Raw genomic sequence first — 20,512 nt, 5'->3', positions numbered from 1 at the left:
ATCAATGAAATTTATAGCAATTACTGGAACTAATGCAAAGAGTTCATATAATCGTAAACTACTTCAGTTTATGAAAAGATACTTTGAGTCAAAGACAGAAATAGAAATACTTGAGATTAAAGATGTTCCTATGTTTAATCAATCTGATAATCAATCTTCTAGTGAAGTGATACAGATGTTTAATGATAAGATTACAGCAAGTGATGGTGTTATTATAGCTACTCCTGAGTATAATCACTCAATTCCATCGAGTCTTAAAAGCTTAATTGAATGGCTAAGCTTTGATCTTCATCCACTTGCTGGTAAACCAGTGATGATACTTGGAGCTTCTCTTGATGTTCAAGGTTCTTCTCGTGCACAGTTACATCTTCGTCAAATCTTAGATGCACCAGGTGTTGATGCAAATGTAATGCCAGGATATGAATTTTTACTTGGAAGCGCACATAAAGCATTTGATGAGGAAGGTAATCTAAAAGATGAAAGAACTATAGACTTCCTAGAAATATGTTTACTACGCTTTATGCGTTTTGCAAAGATTTCAAATCAGCTTAACGAAGAAGAAGAGTTTACCTTTAACCCAGGAGAATATGAAGTAAGTGCAATAGGTCACAGCGGAAGTCTTCCAATGAAAGTATCCTTTAGTGAAAACAGAATAGAAAGTATAGATATAACTACAGATGGAGAGACAGAAGGACTTGCAGATGTTGCGTTTATAAGAATACCAGATAAAATAATTGAAGGACAGACATTAAATGTTGATGCTCTTTCTGGTGCTTCTGAAACTAGTAATGCTGTACTAGACGGTGTAGCTAAAGCAGTTAAGCTTGCAGGAGTTAATCCTGACATACTTAAGAGACGTCCAAAGCCTGCTAGCAGCCTAATCAAAGTGGATGAAGAATATACTTGTGATGTAGTAGTTGTAGGTGGAGGTGGTGCTGGATTAAGTGCAGCTGCAACAGCGCTTCAAAATGGTTCAAGTGCTATTGTTCTTGAGAAATATCCAGCAGTAGGTGGAAATACTATACGTTCAGGTGGCCCTGTAAATGCTGCAGATCCAGAATGGCAGATAAAGTTTGAAGAAAATCCAGGAGAAAGACATACTATTGAAGAATTACTAGCTACAGATGAGAGCTTAATTCATCCAGAATATATAGATGATTTCCGTGCACTTAAAGAGGAGTTTTCTGCTTACAAGGAAAAGTTTGACACACAAAAGGGACATCTATTTGACTCTCCACTACTTCATAGAATGCAAACATATTTTGGTGGTAAAAGAACTGACCTTAATGGCAACACCATATACGGACAATATGACCTAGTAAAGATACTTACAGACAGAGCTTTAGAAAGTGTGAAATGGCTAGAAGAAATAGGGGTTGAGTATGATAAGAGCATAGTATTTGCTCCTGTTGGTGCATTATGGCGTCGTGGTCATAAGCCTACTAAAAGCTATGGTACAGCATTTATACTTGCATTATCAAAATATGTGCAAGATAATTCAGGAAAAATCATTACTGATAGCCCTGTAAAAGAATTTATCATAGAAGATGGTGAAATAAAAGGAGTAATAGCAACAGGTGTAAATGGCCAAAAGATAACTGTTCATGCTAAAGCAGTAGTGCTTGCAAGTGGTGGTTTTGGTGCAAACACAAAGATGTTAAAAGAATATAACACTTACTGGAGTGACATTGATGATAATATAAGAACTACCAATTCCTATGCTATGACTGGTGACGGAATATTGCTTGGTAAAACAGTAGGTGCAGCACTTACAGGAATGGGCTTTACTCAAATGATGCCTGTAGCTGATCCAGAAACTGGTGAATTATTCAGTGGAGTTCAAGTACCTCCTGAAAACTTTGTAATGGTAAATAAAGAAGGAAAAAGATTTATTAATGAATTCTCTGGTAGAGATGTATTAACAAAAGCTGCTATTGAACAGGGTGGGTTATTCTACCTTATAGCTGATGATGAAATAAAGAAAACAGCAGCTAATACAAGTCAAGAAAAGCTAGACCGTCAAGTAGAAGCTGGTACTCTATTTAGAGCGGATACCCTAGAAGAACTAGCAGTAAAAGTTGGTATGGATCCTGCAGTTCTTGTAGACACAATTAATAAATATAATTCATATGTTGATGCAGGTTTTGATCCTGAATTCCATAAGGATACATTTAGCTTAAAAGTTGAAAAGGGACCGTTTTATGCGACGCCTAGAAAGCCAGCAGTTCATCATACGATGGGTGGACTTAAGATAGACACTAAGGCCCATGTATTAGACGAAAATGATAAACCAATTAAAAATCTTTATGCTGCTGGAGAAGTTGCTGGAGGTATCCATGCAGGTAATCGTCTTGGCGGTAACGCATTAACGGATATATTTACCTTTGGAAGAATTGCTGGTGAAACTGCAATTGATGAAATGAAATAGTTAATGTTTAGATAATTAATATACGATATAGTCGCCTACACCATTAAACCCCCCGAAAATCTAGCTTTTGGATTTTCGGGGGTTATTTTAAGTTTTTAGAGAGTTTTAGAATATATAAAGTATTGTTATTGGTTTATTTTATTATTATAGATTTTAAAGTCTTTTATATGAGGTATTTTGTTCAACTATTTCTATAAATTTTGAAAGGGAACTAGTCATTAGAGAATCCTTTCGTCTTATAAAAAATGTTCTTGTAGTATTATATTTCTCAGATATAGAAAATGATTTGATAAGACCTCTTTTTTCATAATCATCAATAGTTGATTTAGGCACGAGTGATGTACCTAAATCAGCCATCACGCCTTCAATAATAGAATTCAAATTATTAAATTCTATATATCTAATATTATAAATTCCTTGCGATTTAAGCCAGTTTTCAAGTTGTATTCTATTAGGGCACCCTGCGGTACTCATTATTAAGGGCTTGCAATATAGATCTTCAATATTAGTATATTTAGGATTAGAGATAAGTACTAAAGTTTCTTCAAATTCAAGTTCCTTTACAAAATTGTCATCAATAAGAGGAGTGTTTTTGACAAAAGCACCATCTAACTGGAAGTGATTTACCTTATAAATAAGTTCATCTGATTGACTTGTTGTAAGAGATAAATCAACTTTAGGATAAGCTCTATGATACTTAGCTAAGAGCTGAGGGAGGCGAATAGCAGATACGGTATGGACAGCACCAATTGATAAGCTTCCCGATGGTTCGCAAGAATCTTTTATAGATTTGTCAGCTTCATCTAATAAATAAATTATTTTATCAGCATAAGTGAGTAATTTTTCACCAGTAGGAGTTAAAATCATACCACGTTGTCTATAAAAAAGTTGTGTGTTTAAATCAGATTCTAATTGCTGAATTCTAGCTGTGACATTAGATTGTACATAGCCTAAGGCTTTAGCAGCCTTTGTTATGCTGCCTGTTTGGGCAACAGTTCTGAAAATTCTTAATTCATTACTTTCCATTTTTGTACCTCAATTCATGAATCACTAAAAGTGATTTATTGTATCTAATATAATCATTTTACATGATATATAATTCATTGTAAACTATACGTAGAAAATAAAATTAAATGGCTTCGATGGGATAAATCATATAAAGTTTTATTTGTAGTCGAAAATTTATTCCATTTATAGATAAGGAGATTATATGACAAATTTAAAAACACACAAATGGAGTATTTTACTTGTTGTAACATTGGTTTCATTTATTACAAATTTAGATTCAACTATAGTGATAATAGGATTACCTAAGATGATGGAGGGGTTAAATATTTCGATGATATCAGGCTTATGGATAATTACAGGTTATATTATTGCAAGTACAGTACTAATATTACCTGCTGGAAAGTGGGCAGATACATTTGGAACAAAGCGTATTTTTGTGATAGGACTTATAATTTTTGCAGTTGGTACAATTCTTTGTGGAATTGCAAATACAGGATTAACTTTAAATATATTTAGGTTAATTCAGGGAAGTGGAGCTGCCTTGGCTACGGCAACTGCAACTCCGACTATAGTTAAGAATTTTCCTAGCAGTCAACTTGGGCTTGCTTTAAGTATCAATGCTACTTCATGGGTTATTGGAGCAATAGTTGGACCTGTAGTTGGAGGTGTTTTAATTACCAAGTTAGGATGGCGTTCAATATTTTTTATCACAGTACCTTTTGTACTTCTTTGCATAATCGGAGCGCTTTTAGTAATGAAAGAAACTGAACTTAATATGAAACAAAAAAATGATTTCACTGGGATAATAACGTTTAGCTTAGGATTAGTATTAACAATGGTAGTGCTTTCAGAAGGACAATCATTAGGATGGTTATCTTATGAAACTTTAGGGTTATTAATAACTGCAATTTTATTATGGATTGCATTTATAATTACAGAATTGCATGTGGAGAATCCACTATTTAATTTCAATTTGCTTTTATACAGAAATTATTCAATTGGACTTGTAATTACACTATGTTATTGTATTGCATATTTTTCATTGCCTTTATTGTTAAGTATATATTTGCAAAGTGCATTACATTTAAGTCCTACTATGTCAGGCCTGTTAATGATCTCGCTATCTGTACCACAGCTTGTAATTGGTCCTTTTGCAGGGAAACTTGTAGATCATATTGGATCATTAAAGACTCTCACCTTTGGAATTATATTTCTTATTATAGGAATATTCTTTCTTGGAAATCTTGAAGATGAATTATCAATTTCAGCTATAGTTACTCCACTAATATTATTATCAATAGCAAATGGTTTGGCTTGGCCTTCATTAGCAAAAACTATATTATCAGCAGTTCCTAAGGAGCAATCTGGTTCAGCATCAGGTATGCATTACACTATTATGAATGTTGGCAAAGCATTAAGCCAGACATTAGCGATATTAACAATAGAAGTTGTTATACCTGCTGATGTAGTTTCAAAAGCCATCATAGGAATAGGAAATTTAAACAGCATAAATATTAATGGCAATCTAGTTACTTCAATAGATTCTAGTTTCAAGTTTTTTACTATCTTCTTTGTAATTGCACTAATATTAAGTTTATTTCTTTTATACTCAAAATGGAATGATAATCATAATGAAAAAGAAAATATGGTATAATTTATAAATTTATTACTAAATCACAATTTCTAATAGTTAGTGGATTTCAAATTTCACGCTTCGCTTCCTCTATAAAATCCACGAAAATCTAAAATTTTGATTTTTGTAGGTTATTTAATTTTTCTTCGTAATTTTGCTTTTTATGTTCAATAAAAGACAGTTGTTTTTTGATTTCTTCTTTTTTTGCTAAAAGTATTTCTTCTTGCTCTAGAACAATTGAATAGCGTTCTTTAAGGTCTGTTTCATCTTCATTTGAAAGGCCTATATAGTGGCGAATCATATCAATTCCCATTCCTGTACTTCGCATACATTGGATCATTCGCAATCTCATAACTTGATTATCCGAAAATAAACGGATATTATTCTTATCTCGAGTTATATTTTGTAGTAATCCAATGTCCTCATAATAACGAATAGTAGGCTTAGAAAGGTTAGTTATTTTTGAAACTTCATTAATTGTATATTTTGCTTCGGATCCATAAATAAAATTTTCCATAAAAAATCTCCTAAAATTTCTTGACTTAAAGTTACTTGAATGTATTAAAGTGAGTATATCACATAAAAATATCAAATTCAATTTGGAGGTAAAGAAATGGAAGATAATAAAAAGTTTAAGTTAATTGACAAGATTTATATTAATGGAGAATTTATTAAACCTAATGGAACAGAAGCAATGAATATTATAAATCCTTCAACAAAAGAAATAATTGGAAATGTAATTTTAGGAAATGAAGTTGATACACAAAATGCTATTGCAGCTGCTAAAAAAGCATTTAAAACATTCTCAAAAACAACAATAGAAGAGCGAAGCAATATGCTTAAAAGGATACATGAGGCTGTAATCTCGAGGGCTGATGATTTAACCAAAGCATGTGTAGAAGAATATGGTGCTGCGGTTAAGGCAGCAGTAGGTCGTACTCAACTTACTGCTAATAGTTTTCTTTGGGCAAAGGAAGTGATAGAAGATTTTGAGTTCACTAAATATATTGGTAAAGCAAAGGTTGTCCTAGAACCTTTAGGAGTAATTGCTTTGATTACTCCTTGGAATGCAAATAATTCTCAAATTGCTATAAAAGTAGCTACAGCTATTTCAGCAGGATGTACAGTAGTTATAAAACCTAGCGAATTTTGTACCATCCAAACTCAAATTTTGGCTGAATGTTTTCATGAGGCAGGAATTCCAGCTGGCGTAATTAATATAGTAAATGGTCTAGGAGGTTCAGTTGGTGCTGAATTAACTCGTAATCCAGATGTTGCAATGATCTCTTTTACTGGTTCCACTAAAACCGCTAAAATTATCCATCATGGTGCTGTTGATAGCATGAAAAGAGTTATTCTTGAACTAGGAGGTAAATCACCGAATATAATTCTTGATGATGCTGATTTTACAAAAGCTATTCCTCGCGCAGTTACGAGTTGTTTTGGAAATAATGGACAAATGTGCATTGCTGGAAGTCGACTATTAGTTCCGAAACATCGTCTTGAGGAAGTAAAAGAGCTTATTAAAATAGCTGTTGAAAATACAAAAGTAGGCTATCCTTGGGAAAGTGATACGTTTATAGGACCTATGATAAATGAAAATCACTATAATAATGTCCAGAGATACATTAAGATTGGTATAGAAGAAGGGGCAGAATTGGTAGTTGGAGGAGAAGGACATCCTAAAGGATTGGATAATGGTTATTTTGTAAGGCCAACAGTATTTGCAAATGTAACTAGAAATATGACCATTGCTAGAGAGGAGATATTTGGTCCAGTGTTATCTATTTTGACATATAGGACTGAAGAAGAGGCTATAGAAATTGCAAATGATACAGAGTATGGCTTAGGAGCATATATAAGTTCTTCTAACATTGAAAAGGCAAATAAGATTGCATCTCAAATTGTGGCAGGTACAGTATATATAAATGATGTTATGCTTGAGATGAAAGCTCCTTTTGGTGGATTTAAGCAATCTGGAATAGGAAGAGAATGTGGAATATATGGACTTGAAGAGCATCTAGAGCCTAAAACTATATTGATTTCCAATGAAAATATTTAATAAAGAGATATTTTAAAAAGTAAGTTTCTATTTAGTGAGTTACTAGTTTAAAGAATGGTAAAAAACTAGAAATTTAGTAGTAGAATTTAATAGTAACGTATCGTCTTAAACATGAAACCCACGAAAATGTAAATATTGGATTTTTGTGGGTTATTTTATATTCTATCCTAGTAATATAAGCGATGCATTGATGTTTACGGAAAACGTTTCAAATGCTATAATGTAGAGAAATATTTGTTTAAAGATAGGGAGTAAATATGAAATTAGAAGAACTGGTTAATAATAATTATGATAAGCTAAACGAAAATGACCGCCATATATGGAAGTATATATGTAAAAATAAACGTGAATGTTGTAGAATGTCTATTGATGAACTAGCAAAGAAATGTAATATTTCAAGAACAACAATTTCTAGATTTACTCAGAAACTATCTTTAGAAGGGTTTGGAGAGTTTAAAGTAAGGCTGAAATTAGAATTTAATGAGAATGATAATATTAAAGATAGTAGTGTAGAAGAAGTGTATCAAGATTACTACAGAACAATAAATGAAATGAAAGAGAAGGATGTCTTGGAAATATGTCGTATGATTTATCGTGCAAAAAATCTTTTTGTTTATGGAACTGGAACTGTGCAAATTGCAGCAGCAAACGAACTTAAAAGACACTTTCTTAGTGTAAATAAGTTCTTCGTTACATTGCATGGTGAAGCTGAAATGGATACAGTGCTAGAAACAGCTACAGAAGAAGATTTAATTGTAATTATATCGCTATCTGGTGAAAAAAAGTCAGCAGTGGAGCATGTAAAAAAAGTGAAGGCTAAAAATATACCTTCTATTTCTATTACAAAGTTAACAGATAATCCAGTAGCAAGATTATGTGAACAGAATTTATACATAATTACAAAGCATATAAGGATAAAAGATGTGGTTACTTTTGAAAATGTAGGTCAGTACTTCATCTTAATAGAAATGTTATTCTTAAAATATATCACGTATTTAGGGCACTTAAAAGAAGATGGTACAATATTATAAAGTGTATATATGAATAAAAAGTTGACACAATATTTAAGTGTCAACTTTTTTGGTTTGTATAAAGAAAATTGAAGAAATATAACCTGTGCGAATGCACAAATTTTGTGCAAATAACTTAAAAATGCACATAGGAAGTAAGTGGATTAAAAGCATTGAAAAGGGTTTAAGTAATTGTTAATATTAGCTCATACAAGATATCTTGATAAAAAAATTTAAATTATAAACACAATTAATTTTTGTTAAATTGTAAATAAAAAATTTAATAGAACTTAAAGAAAGCTAAGGCTGTAAGAAAATTGCTTTTTTGAAATTATTACAATAATTATTGATAAAAAATTCTTAAGGGGGTCATAAAAATGATGCAAAAAATTCAACGCTTTGGAGCTGCGATGTTTGTTCCAGTTTTATTCTTTGCCTTTTATGGTATGGTTGTTGGATTTTCTATTTTGTTTACAAATCCAGATATTATGGGATCAATAGCAACCAAAGGTACAGCATGGTATAGCTTTTGGTATGTGGTCCAACAAGGTGGATGGACAGTATTTAATCAATTACCATTATTGTTTGTAGTTGGATTACCAATTGCCTTAGCTAAAAAAGCGCAAGCACGTGCTTGTCTAGAAGCTTTATTAATCTATTTAACATTTAATTATTTTATTAATGCTATCCTTACCCTTTCAGGTTCAAGCTTTGGTGTTAACTTTGATTTACCACCTGGGGTTACTGATGGGGTATCAAGTGGACTTGCAATGATTGCAGGTATAAAGACTCTTGATACTGGAATGATAGGTGCAATTTTAATTGCAGGTATAGCTGTATATCTACATGGTAAGTTCTTTGAAAAGAGATTGCCAGCTTATTTAGGAATATTCCAAGGTTCAGTTTTTGTAGCAATGATAGGATTTTTCGTAATGATTCCAACTGCTTTATTGATGTGTTTGGTTTGGCCAAAGGTTCAAGGCGGAATAGGGGCATTACAAGGATTTTTAGCTTCATCTGGAGTTATTGGTGTATGGATTTATACATTTTTAGAACGTATTTTGATTCCAACAGGATTACATCACTTCATTTATGGACCATTTATTTTTGGACCAGCAGTAGTTCCAGATGGTATTGCTTCATACTGGCCAAAGCATTTAGCAGACTTTGCAACAAGTGCACATTCATTAAAAGAAATGTTCCCAGCTGGTGGGTTTGCACTTCATGGGTCATCTAAAATATTTGGATGTACAGGTATAGCATTAGCTATCTACACAACTGCTAAACCTGAGAAGAAAAAAATTGTAGCTGGTTTGCTTATACCTGCAGCAATAACAGCTATTGTGGCTGGTATTACTGAGCCACTTGAATTTACATTTTTATTTATAGCTCCGGCATTGTTTGCAGTGCATGCTGTGTTAGCAGCAACTTTAGCAGCAACAGAGTATGCATTTGGTGTTGTAGGTAATTTTGGAGGTGGACTAATTGATTGGTTTGCACAGAACTGGCTACCATTATTCAAATATCATCCAGGTACTTATATAACTCAAATAGTAATAGGATTATGTTTTACAGTCGTATATTTCTTGGTATTCCGTTTCTTGATAATAAAGTTCAACTTTGCTACTCCAGGGCGTGAACCAGATGACGAAGAAGCAAAACTTTATACTAAAGCTGATTATAAAGCAAAAAAAGGTGAATCAGGAGAAATTAAGAATGATACATCAGATGGAAGTCAAGCTTTGCAATTCTTGCAAGCTTTAGGTGGAAGTGAGAATATTGAGGATGTTACTAATTGTGCTACAAGATTGCGTGTATCCATAAAAGATGAAAGCAAATTGTCACCAGATAGTATATTCAAAAAAGCTGGAGCTCATGGAGTGGTAAGGAATGGAAAAGCTATTCAAGTTATAGTTGGATTATCAGTTCCCCAAGTGAGGGAAGAGTTTGAAGGTTTACTTAAAAAGCTATAAGTTAATATAAAAAAATTAATCTACTATATATATTAAAGTAAAGTGATTAACTTAAAAATATTTGTATTTCTTAATTAAAGTTAATAAATAAAAAATATATTTCAATTTAAGGAGGAAAAAAATATGAAAAAATTTTCAATAGTAGTAGCAGGAGGAGGAAGTACTTTTACTCCAGGAATAGTATTAATGCTATTAGACAATCTAGATAAGTTTCCTTTAAGAAAACTCAAATTTTACGATAATGACAAGGAAAGGCAAGCAGTAGTAGCTGGAGCTTGTGAGATAATTTTAAAAGAAAAGGCACCTGAAATAGAATTCCTTGCAACAACAGATCCAGAAGAAGCCTTTACAGATGTTGATTTCGTTATGGCTCATATAAGAGTTGGTAAATATGCAATGCGTGAGCTAGATGAAAAAATTCCATTAAAATATGGAGTTGTTGGACAAGAAACTTGTGGGCCAGGAGGAATGGCTTATGGAATGAGATCTATAGGTGGAGTTATAGAAATCCTTGACTATATGGAAAAATATTCACCAAATGCATGGATGCTAAATTACTCGAATCCAGCAGCAATAGTTGCAGAGGCAACAAGAAGACTAAGGCCGAACTCAAAGATATTAAACATCTGTGATATGCCAATAGGAATAGAAACAAGAATGGCAGAAATATTAGGCTTAGAGTCAAGAAAAGAAATGACAGTTAAGTACTATGGACTTAACCACTTTGGGTGGTGGTCAGATATACGTGATAAAGATGGTAAAGACTTGATGCCAAAATTAAAAGAACACGTTGCAAAATATGGTTATGTAGCAGATAAGGGAGATACTCAACACACTGATGCTAGTTGGAATGATACTTTTGCCAAAGCTAAAGATGTATATGCAATAGATCCGAGCACATTACCAAACACTTATTTAAAATATTATTTGTTCCCAGACTATGTAGTTGAGCATTCTGATAAAGAATATACAAGAGCAAATGAAGTAATGGATGGACGTGAAAAATTTGTATTTGGAGAATGTAGAAAGGTTATTAAAAATAAATCCACAGAAGGTTGTGAATTGGAAATAGATGAACATGCTTCTTATATAGTGGATTTAGCTAGAGCCATTGCATATAACACTCATGCAAGAATGTTATTAATAATACCTAATGATGGAGCTATAGAAAATTTTGATTCTACAGCAATGGTTGAAATACCATGTATTGTAGGAAGTAATGGACCAGAACCATTAGCATTAGGAAAGATTCCACAATTCCAAAAAGGATTAATGGAGCAACAAGTGTCAGTAGAAAAGCTAGTTGTTGAAGCTTGGATAGAAAAATCCTACCAAAAATTGTGGCAAGCTATAACGCTTTCTAAGACAGTCCCTAGTGCAACAGTTGCTAAACAAATATTAGATGAATTAATAGAAGCAAATAAAGAGTACTGGCCAGTATTAAATTAATTAAGCTTTACTTTGAATAAGGATAAAGATAGACAGCAATATCTTTATCCTTATTATAAATTATTCTAAGAGGTGAAGAAATTGTGTTTGAAAGCAACAATATTTTAGGTTAAGATATGAATTATGAAGGCAGGTAATATAGATAAATAGTATTAAGTCTAAAATTAGAGCAGATATAGAAAATATATTGTCTTCATAATTTATTAAATTAAGAAGAAATTCTAGTTCAAATTCATTTAAAATATTCAACAAGGAGGATAAAATGAAGTTACAAGTTGCTATAGATAGAGTCTCTTTTGAAAAGGCAAAAAACTTAACCGAAATATTTGATGGATTAGCAGAGGTTATTGAAATTGGAACCTCGTTAATTAAAGATTATGGACTCTTGAAGTTAAAAGAGTTGACTAGTAAAAAAAATACATCAAAATTATTAGGTGATATTAAGACTAGTGATGAAGGTGCTTACGAGTTTAAACAAGGCTTTAAACAAGGGTTTGATATTTTAACTGTAATGGGAAGTGCAGCATTAGAAACTATAGATAAATGTTATGAAGCTTCTGAACAAAATAATGGGACAATGATGATAGATTTATTGGAATGTTCAGATGAAAAGATTAAAGAAATATCACATTTTAAAAATGCTATTTACTGTATACATGCGTCTATTGATAGAGAGAAATTATTAAATCCAGCTAAAACAGTAAAAGAATTTAAAGAAAGATTTCCACAAGTCAATAGAATTGCTGTTGCAGGGGGGATTACTTTAGATTGTATCCCTGAGTTAAGCAAACATAATATAGAATTGGTTATAGTAGGTTCTGCAATTACCGATGCAGAGAATCCAGTACAAAAAGCAAAACAATTTAAGGAGGCAATGGGGAAATGAGAACAATAGATAAAATATTAGAAGAAATTAAGGAGGTAATAGCAAAAGTAGATGAAGAAGAAATAAAAAAAATAGTAAGTGTTTTTAAAAAGGAAATACGAATTTTTGTCGATGGAGAAGGCAGGAGTGGATTCCAAGCAAAGGGATTTGCAATGCGTTTAATGCATATTGGTTATAATTCATATGTAATGGGAGAAACAATAACACCTGCATTAAAAAAAAGTGATATATATGTTGCAATATCTGGTTCTGGAAAAACAAAAAATACATTAAGCAATGCAAAAGCAGCAAAAGACATTGGACTAACTGTAATTGGAATTACAAGTAAGAAGGATTCACCTCTTGCAAAAATATCAAATTTTGTACTCGAAGTTCCAGGAAAAACAAAAAATGATACTGGTGTTGCCTCAATTCAGTTATTAAGTTCTCTATTTGATCAATCTGTCCATATAGTACTAGATGATTTATGTTTATTACTGAGCAAAAAAGATAATTTATCAGATAGTGAAGTCTTAAAGAATCACGTAAATGTAGAATAATATTATTAGAAAGTAAAAAAAATTTATTAGTAAAGCAATAAATGCAAAATACATATTTATTATTGATAAATTAGATTAAATCCAATAAACTTGGTGATTAGATTAACAGTTGAACTTGGGTTGAATAAAAATGATTAAGGCAGGGATGGATTTGGGTACACTATTAAATAGATTATTAATAATTTTGAATAATGGGAAGGAAGACTCAACATATTATCATATAGCAAATATTTTATTGTGTAATTTTGCATCTATAAAAGATATGACAATATCAGAAGTTGCAGATTTGTGTTTTGTTTCAAAATCAACGATTTCTAAATTTACGAGATATATAGGATTTGATGATTTCCTAGAATTAAAGTTGGCATCTTCTTATAAAAGCGATAAATATTCTAATTATTTAAATTATAGTGATAATATTTTAAGTTATATGGAAAATCACACTAAAGAGGAATATATAGATGTGATTATAGATGATTTAAAATTAGCAAAGTCTAGTGTTGATATGAATAAGATAGATGAATTAGTTGAAGATTTAATAAAATATGATAAAGTGGCAGCTTTTGGACTTTTATATTCAGAATCTGCAGCAATGGATTTACAAATAAAACTTGCTTATAATGAAAAATACATTATTACACATATAAATGATGTAGAGCAAAATGAGTATATTAAGAATTCAGCTGAAGGCACTTTAGTTATTATATTTACTAATTCAGGAGACTATATAAAAAAGTACCAGTTGATGGCAGGAAATGTTGATAAAAATATTTTTAAACAAACTAAGGCTAAAATTGTTGTAATTACAGCTAATAAGGAAATGGAAAAACATCCCTATGTAGACCTATGTATTACTTTTCAGCATGCATCAAGTGTGCAGACTCATTCCATATTATTTCAAGTGATTACTGATTTTATTGCAATTAGATATAGAAAAAGAAAGAAAGAGATAGATCAAGTGTGAGTAAATATTTAATTTTACCACACTTTTTTTTATTTGTCATAAAGTTTCTTAAAATCGAAATTAAAAGTTATAGTAATTGTGAATGCTATAATTATGTTACATCGATGTAACCGGTATCAAAAATATAGTTATTATAGGAGGAAGAACTATGGCAAAGAAGAATTATGAGCAACTTGTAAGAGAAGTAGTTGATAAGGTTGGAGGCGTGGATAATATTAATAGCCTGTTCCATTGTGTAACTAGATTAAGATTTAAGTTAAAGGATACGTCAAAAGTAGATAAAGAAGCAATTAAAAATATAAAAGGTGTATTAACAGTAGTTGAAGGAAATGGTCAATTTCAAGTTGTTATTGGAAATGAAGTAGCAGATGTGTTTGATGCAGTATTAAAAATGTATCCTCAAATTAAAAGTGAAATTAAAACAAGTGATATAGAAGAAAAGCCATCTGGAAATATATTAACTCGTGCATTTAATACAATGGCATCTATTTTTACTCCAATAATAATAGCTCTTGCTGGATCTGGTATGATTAAGGCGGTTCTTGTAATTTTAACAACATATGGACTTATGGATAAAGTAGGAAGTACATATAAAATATTAAGTGCTGCTGGAAATAGTGTATTCTATTTCTTACCACTATTTTTAGCGTTTAGTGCAGCAAAAACTTTTAAGGTTAATCCATTTATTTCAGTTGCAATAATTGGAGCATTAATGGAACCTAATTTTACGGGATTAATGAAAGCAAATGGAGATATGGCATATTTTGCTGGTATTCCAGTTGTACTGATGGGATATTCAGGGACTGTTATTCCTGCAATTTTAACTATTTGGGCATATTCATATTTAGAAAAATTCTTAAAGAAATTTATTCCTAAAAGCATAGAAATATTTGCATTATCAATGGTTGCCTTATTAATTATGGTACCACTAGCTGTAATAGTAATTGGACCAATTGGAGTAACACTAGGTAATGGATTGGGATATGTAATTAATACCTTAAGCAGTAGTAGTGGATTGTTAGCAGGACTTATTGTAGGTGCAGGATGGACATATTTAGTTATGTTGGGTATCCATTGGGGAGTTGTTCCAATAATGATCAACAATCTTTCAAATCTTGGGTATGATGTTATAAGACCAATGATTGCAGCTGCAACATTTGCTAGTGCAGGTGTTGCTTTAGGAGTGTTTCTTCGTTCTAAAAATAAGGAAACAAGAGGTCTTGCAGCATCATCTTTAGTTCCGGCATTGTTGGGTGGAATTACAGAACCTATTGTATATGGTTTATCAGTAAAATATAAAAAGCCTTTAATTGCACAGACAATAGCAGGGGGAATTGCAGGAGCATTTATGGGAATGTTTCAAACTAAGGCAATTGTATATGTATTTCCTGCATTAACAACATTACCAGCTTTCTTCGGAGAAACTTTTACAATTTATATAATTGGTATAGCTATGGCGTTTACAATTTCAGCAGCATTAACATACTTTTTTGGTTTTGATGAAGGAAAAACGACTTCAGAATCTAAAAAGAATCATGATAATGATTTAGAATTAGTTTCATGTGTTCAAGGAGAAATGATTAATATAGAAGAAGTTAAGGATGCAGTTTTTGCAGGTAAGGCAATGGGAGAAGGAGTTGCTTTTATACCTGAAAATGGTGTGATAACAGCACCAATTGATGGAACAATTGAAGTGGCATTTCCAACAGGTCATGCAATTGGAATTAAATCAAGTGATGGTGTAGAGATATTAATCCACGTTGGTATAAACACAGTTGAATTAAAAGGGGAGCATTTTAAAATGCTTGTTAATCAAGGCGAAAGTGTAAAATGTGGACAAAAATTAATTGAATTTGATTTAGAAGCAATAAAGGAAAAAGATTATGACATAACAACCATGATGATTATAACTAATAGTGAAATATTTAATGATATAAATATAGATGAATATCGTCATGTAACTAATGAAGAGAGAGTTATGAAGTTGAAAATTAAGGAGGCATAAATATGGGATTCCCAAAAGGATTTTTATGGGGTGGAGCAATTGCAGCTAACCAGGCAGAAGGAGCTTATAATGAAGATGGGAAAGGGTTAAGCATTGCAGACGTACTTCCTGTTGGAAAGGATCGTTTCAAGGATGTATCTTTAAACATAGAAGAGGATAGATATTATCCGAGTCATAGGGCAATTGATTTTTATCATACTTATAAAGAAGATTTAAAGGAACTATCAGAATTAGGCATGAAGTGCTTTAGAACATCAATAGCATGGAGCCGTATTTTCCCAAATGGAGATGAAGCAGAGCCAAATGAAAAGGGATTAGAATTTTACGATAATTTGTTTGATGAATTGTTAAAGTATAATATGGAACCTGTTATTACAATTTCACATTTTGAAACACCACTTAACTTAATAAAAAAATATGGTGGTTGGAAAAATAGAAAGTTAATAGATTTCTATACAAATTTCTGTGAGGTTATATTTAATAGATATAAACACAAAGTAAAGTATTGGATGACATTTAATGAAATAAATCATGCTCATACATTACCACTTATTGCAGCTGCAATTGAAGTAAAGGAAGATGAAAGCAAGCTTCAAGATATTTATAAGGCCAGTCACAATATGTTAGTAGCAAGTGCCAAAGCTGTTATAATGGGTCATGATATTAACGAAGAATTCAAAATTGGATGTATGCTTTCTTTATCTCCAATTTATCCAGCCAGCTGTAAGCCAGAAGATGTTTTTGAATCCTATGAGTTGCGTCGTCGTTCACTATTTTATAGTGATATTCAGCTTCTTGGAGAGTATCCAGCATACTTTAATCGTATAGCAAAGGAACATAATATTTCTATAGAAATGGAAGCAGAAGATAAAGAAATTTTGAAAAAAGGTGTTTGTGATTACTTAGGATTTAGTTATTACCGTTCATCTTTACATGAAGCAGGAATGAAGATTCTTGGTAATACTGGAGGATTATTGGGAAAGAAAAATCCATATTTAAAAGAAAGTAAGTGGGGATGGCCAATAGATCCATTAGGATTACGTTATGTATGTAATGAACTTACAGATCGTTATCATAAGCCATTATTCATTGTAGAAAATGGTTTGGGTACTAGTGATGAAATTGCTGAGGATGGAAAGATTCATGATGATGAGAGAATGGAGTATTTAAAAGAGCATGTAATTATGATGAAAGAAGCAATAGAAGATGGAGCAAACATATTAGGTTATACCTGGTGGGGACCTATAGATATTGTTTCAGCAGGTACTGGAGAAATGAAAAAACGCTATGGATTTGTATATGTAGACAGAAATAATGATGGCAGTGGAACATTAAATCGTAGGAGAAAAGAAAGTTATAATTATTATAAACAAATTATAGAGAGTAATGGTGAAAATTTAGTCAGATAAAATGGAGGAATTATTATATTCTCAAATGAGCAAATGCTATGGATTTATATACGTATATGCAGATGATTTAGGAAATGGAACCTATAAAAGATCAAAAAAGAAAAGTTCTTTATTGCTGGATTTTATATTCCGTGTTTAGCCTTCACCATGAAACCCACGAAAATCTGAAATTTCGATTTTCGTGGGTCTTTTGTTTTGCAATGAAATAGATTTATTCAGTATCTCTATTTAGTTTTTATAGAATAAGTAGGCTGTAATTTACAATTATCTAATGTGCATATTAATTGATCTTTTGTATTAATAAAAATTTTCTATTACTAATAGAAATTTTTAATTTCAGTTTCGAACATAAAGGTGTTAATATTTTAACAAGTAATCTATTACTTAATGTAAATGTTTAAGCTTTGCTAGCAGCTTATTATATTATTCTATCAATATTTTAATTAAAAATAAATGGAGGGAAAAATATGCGTTATATTGTTACAGGAGCAGATGGGCAATTAGGTGGAAGAGTAGCTACTAATATGTTAAATGAGGTGTTTGGAGATCAATTAATCTTTACATGTCCAGATAAAAGTCGTTTAAGAGAAGAACGCTTAAAGGTTTGGGAAGAAAAGGGGGTTACAGTAAGAGAAGCAAATTATGACAATAAGGAACAAATGATAGAAGCATTTAAAGGTGGAGATCGTCTTTATATGGTATCTGGTGTAGTAATAGGACCAGAGCGCGTACAGCAACATAAAAATGTAATAGATGCTGCTATTGCAGCAGGTGTAAAGCACATTACATATACTTCATTCTTTGGTGCTAACCGCGAAGGGTACAAGCAATATGTATTACCAGATCATACAGCAACAGAAGAATATTTAAAAGCATCTGGTGTAGATTATAATATTATGAGAAATAATCTTTACTTAGAAAATTACTTACTTAATTCTGTTATGATGGCAAATTTAGATAACAATAGATGGGTTACTACAGCAGGAGAAGGAAAAGCTACATTTATTGCAAAAGATGATAGTGGACGTGTTGCTACGGCACTATTATTAGGTAAAGGTGAACACAATAAAGATTACGATGTAACAGGTCAATTAATTGACCAAAATGAAATCTGCAATATGATTCGTGAAATATCAGGTATTGATTATGAATATATAACTATAAATGAAGAAGAATATTATGATTATTTAGATTCAATATATATACCACGTACATCAAAAGGAAATTACTCAAAATCACCAGTGCCATGGTGTGCTAATGATATGGTAACAAATGAATCTGGTATTAGAGATGGGTTAATGGCAATTGAAACAGATACAGTTGAAAAATTGACAGGAAGAAAACCAATAGATCCTAAAGACTTGCTAGAAAAATATAGCTTTGTATGGAAAGAAAAAATAACTACTTATTGGGAATTAGGGAAAGTTCAATAATTCTACTTTACTAAATTATAGTAAGAAAAATACTTCATAGATAATTTAATTAATTTTGAAAGGGGTTTATCCGTGATTAAAAAGAAGTATTTTAGTTTTATAATGGGATTATGGATTATGTTTGCTTTAGCTATAACTATGTCTGTAGTAGTCTTACTTTTAAATACAGGAAAGTTGGCATTAATTCCTATAATTATTTCAACATTAGAAGCATTTATCATTAATTTAATTTCTAGTTTAATCATACCAGCTAATAAGCTTGGTGAAATTTTTGCAAAAAAATTTAATGCGAAAGAAAACAGTTTTCTTTTTTCAGCATTAAGTAATTTTATAGTGAGTGGAATTTATGTCACAATTGTAAGTTTTTTTATGACGGTGATTAATGTAGGGGTTTCTTCTATATTATTTGTGGCCTGGATATCTATTTATCCAATAGTATTTATTGTTGGTTATATTGTCTCCCTAATATTTGCTCCATTTGCATTAAAACTTACGACTAAAATTGTGGAACGTTAAAGTTAGTATGATCAAATTATACCTGGTTTTGAGGTAAGTGGTGAAAAATATAAATGGTTATCCATGGTATTTTTTATTTAACTAAAAAGAGACCAATAACAATTTAAATTTAGATTGTTATTGGTCATAATCTATAAATTTTTATATATTTGCCTTGTAATGTTAACAAAGCCCTTTATATGACTCTGTTTATTGTTTTTGTGCCATGCAATGCCATAAGAAACTATATCATTTATATCTATAGGAATGATGGAAAGCTCAGGATCGTTTGGACATACAAAGTCTGGCATTACTGCAATTCCAAGTTTTCCTTTAATCATCGTATATGCGATCTGTGGTCCATCGCTGAAATAAATAGTAGACATTGGACATTGCATTTGAATATCTTTTTGTACGCGTGTCATTTCAGATGGAGATTTTAAAGGATCTAACAAAATCAGAGACTGATTTTTCAAGCAATCTATTCTAATTATACTGTTACAAGCAAGTGGGTGGTCTTTAGGTAATGCACAAACAAATTTGCTAGTAAAAAGTTCTTCGTAGTCAACATCTGGTAAGTCATCAATACTTTCCTTCACAGTAAAAATTAAATCGAAATTATGATTAGTAAAGAGATTTCTTTTCTCTTTAAAATCAGAAATTTTCAAATATATATGCACATGTGGAAAATTTTCTTTAAATGAACTTAATATATAGGGAAGATACTTTACCTCTGTATTGCCTTCATAACCAATAGATAAATTAGACTCAAAGTCTTTTGCATAATTCTTTGCCTTTGCTATAGCTATGTTTGTTCTTGTTAGAATATCTTTCATATCATTATAAAAGGAAACACCTGCTGGAGTAAGCTCAACTTTTCTCTTTGTTCTAATAAATAACTTTAATCTAAGTTCGTCTTCTAGAGTATTAATCTGATGGGTAACAGTAGGCTGTGTGATGTATAAAAGTTCTGCAGTTCTAGAATAACTGAGAGTTTCAGCTAAATGAACAAAACATTCAAGTTGCTTAATGTGCATATTGATTCGCCTCCTATAATTAATAGATTTTCTCTATTAATGATAACATATCTCAATTTCAGTTAAAAGAATATAAATGTTAGTATATTAATATTCTAGTAATCTATTAAACACTCGTCTTTTATTGGCTTGTGTTAAAAATCATTATCAAATTGTATAAATTGTAAGATATTATTTATAT

The 20,512-nt window shown here is 31.3% G+C and carries 17 protein-coding genes; 14 read left to right on the top strand and 3 right to left on the bottom strand.

Annotated features, from left to right (window positions below):
- Window positions 1–4 precede the first annotated feature (4 nt).
- Window positions 5–2,428 (top strand): flavocytochrome c, encoded by a 2,424-nt coding sequence (locus CSPA_RS24165; RefSeq protein ID WP_015395030.1) that lies wholly within the window; start codon window positions 5–7, stop codon window positions 2,426–2,428.
- Between the two features lie 153 nt (window positions 2,429–2,581).
- On the opposite strand, the gene CSPA_RS24160 is transcribed toward CSPA_RS24165, so the two are convergent.
- Window positions 2,582–3,454 carry a LysR family transcriptional regulator gene (locus CSPA_RS24160; RefSeq protein ID WP_015395029.1) on the bottom strand — a complete coding sequence of 291 codons (873 nt, stop codon included), beginning with the start codon at window positions 3,452–3,454 and terminating at the stop codon, window positions 2,582–2,584.
- A gap of 184 nt (window positions 3,455–3,638) precedes the next feature.
- Between CSPA_RS24160 and CSPA_RS24155 the strand changes: the two genes are divergently transcribed.
- The gene (locus CSPA_RS24155; protein ID WP_015395028.1) at window positions 3,639–5,090 is read left to right on the top strand and encodes a DHA2 family efflux MFS transporter permease subunit; all 1,452 of its coding nucleotides are present in this window, start codon (window positions 3,639–3,641) and stop codon (window positions 5,088–5,090) included.
- Between the two features lie 88 nt (window positions 5,091–5,178).
- Here CSPA_RS24155 and CSPA_RS24150 read toward each other — a convergent pair whose 3' ends face one another.
- Complete coding sequence (locus CSPA_RS24150; RefSeq protein WP_015395027.1) at window positions 5,179–5,586, bottom strand: MerR family transcriptional regulator; 408 nt, start codon at window positions 5,584–5,586, stop codon at window positions 5,179–5,181.
- Window positions 5,587–5,682: 96 nt separating this feature from the next.
- Here CSPA_RS24150 and CSPA_RS24145 point away from each other — a divergent pair, with 96 nt between their 5' ends.
- From CSPA_RS24145 to CSPA_RS24095, 12 genes are all read left to right on the top strand, one after another.
- Window positions 5,683–7,131 (top strand): aldehyde dehydrogenase family protein, encoded by a 1,449-nt coding sequence (locus CSPA_RS24145; protein WP_015395026.1) that lies wholly within the window; start codon window positions 5,683–5,685, stop codon window positions 7,129–7,131.
- A gap of 257 nt (window positions 7,132–7,388) precedes the next feature.
- Window positions 7,389–8,162 carry a MurR/RpiR family transcriptional regulator gene (locus CSPA_RS24140; RefSeq protein ID WP_015395025.1) on the top strand — a complete coding sequence of 258 codons (774 nt, stop codon included), beginning with the start codon at window positions 7,389–7,391 and terminating at the stop codon, window positions 8,160–8,162.
- A 356-nt stretch (window positions 8,163–8,518) separates the two neighbouring features.
- Entirely contained in the window at window positions 8,519–10,114 is a 1,596-nt protein-coding gene (locus CSPA_RS24135) for an alpha-glucoside-specific PTS transporter subunit IIBC (protein WP_015395024.1), read from the top strand.
- A gap of 123 nt (window positions 10,115–10,237) precedes the next feature.
- Complete coding sequence (locus tag CSPA_RS24130; RefSeq protein ID WP_015395023.1) at window positions 10,238–11,563, top strand: 6-phospho-alpha-glucosidase; 1,326 nt, start codon at window positions 10,238–10,240, stop codon at window positions 11,561–11,563.
- Between the two features lie 262 nt (window positions 11,564–11,825).
- A complete protein-coding gene (locus CSPA_RS24125) occupies window positions 11,826–12,449 on the top strand; it encodes an orotidine 5'-phosphate decarboxylase / HUMPS family protein (RefSeq protein ID WP_015395022.1) in 624 nt (207 codons plus the stop codon).
- The gene (gene hxlB / locus CSPA_RS24120) at window positions 12,446–12,988 is read left to right on the top strand and encodes a 6-phospho-3-hexuloisomerase (RefSeq protein ID WP_015395021.1); all 543 of its coding nucleotides are present in this window, start codon (window positions 12,446–12,448) and stop codon (window positions 12,986–12,988) included. Before CSPA_RS24125 ends, hxlB begins: the two co-directional genes overlap by 4 nt.
- A gap of 130 nt (window positions 12,989–13,118) precedes the next feature.
- Complete coding sequence (locus CSPA_RS24115) at window positions 13,119–13,952, top strand: MurR/RpiR family transcriptional regulator (RefSeq protein WP_017810371.1); 834 nt, start codon at window positions 13,119–13,121, stop codon at window positions 13,950–13,952.
- A 148-nt stretch (window positions 13,953–14,100) separates the two neighbouring features.
- Entirely contained in the window at window positions 14,101–15,957 is a 1,857-nt protein-coding gene (locus CSPA_RS24110; RefSeq protein ID WP_015395019.1) for a beta-glucoside-specific PTS transporter subunit IIABC, read from the top strand.
- Between the two features lie 2 nt (window positions 15,958–15,959).
- Window positions 15,960–17,366 carry a glycoside hydrolase family 1 protein gene (locus CSPA_RS24105; RefSeq protein ID WP_015395018.1) on the top strand — a complete coding sequence of 469 codons (1,407 nt, stop codon included), beginning with the start codon at window positions 15,960–15,962 and terminating at the stop codon, window positions 17,364–17,366.
- 1 nt (window position 17,367) lies between these two features.
- Window positions 17,368–17,505: a hypothetical protein gene (locus CSPA_RS29850; protein WP_158399839.1), complete on the top strand. Its 138-nt coding sequence runs from the start codon at window positions 17,368–17,370 to the stop codon at window positions 17,503–17,505.
- 328 nt (window positions 17,506–17,833) lie between these two features.
- Entirely contained in the window at window positions 17,834–18,799 is a 966-nt protein-coding gene (locus tag CSPA_RS24100; RefSeq protein ID WP_015395017.1) for an NmrA family NAD(P)-binding protein, read from the top strand.
- Window positions 18,800–18,871: 72 nt separating this feature from the next.
- The gene (locus tag CSPA_RS24095; RefSeq protein WP_017810373.1) at window positions 18,872–19,315 is read left to right on the top strand and encodes a DUF2798 domain-containing protein; all 444 of its coding nucleotides are present in this window, start codon (window positions 18,872–18,874) and stop codon (window positions 19,313–19,315) included.
- Between the two features lie 131 nt (window positions 19,316–19,446).
- Here the strand turns inward: CSPA_RS24095 and CSPA_RS24090 are convergent, their stop codons facing one another.
- On the bottom strand, window positions 19,447–20,331 hold the full coding sequence (locus CSPA_RS24090; RefSeq protein ID WP_015395015.1) for a LysR family transcriptional regulator: 885 nt from the start codon (window positions 20,329–20,331) through the stop codon (window positions 19,447–19,449).
- Between the last annotated feature and the right edge of the window lie 181 nt (window positions 20,332–20,512).

Origin of the sequence: Clostridium saccharoperbutylacetonicum N1-4(HMT), from assembly GCF_000340885.1 — a bacterium.
Taxonomy (GTDB): Bacteria; Bacillota; Clostridia; order Clostridiales; family Clostridiaceae; genus Clostridium; species Clostridium saccharoperbutylacetonicum.
Note: the sequence above shows the minus strand (reverse complement) of the source record. Positions and strands in the feature narration are given on the sequence as shown.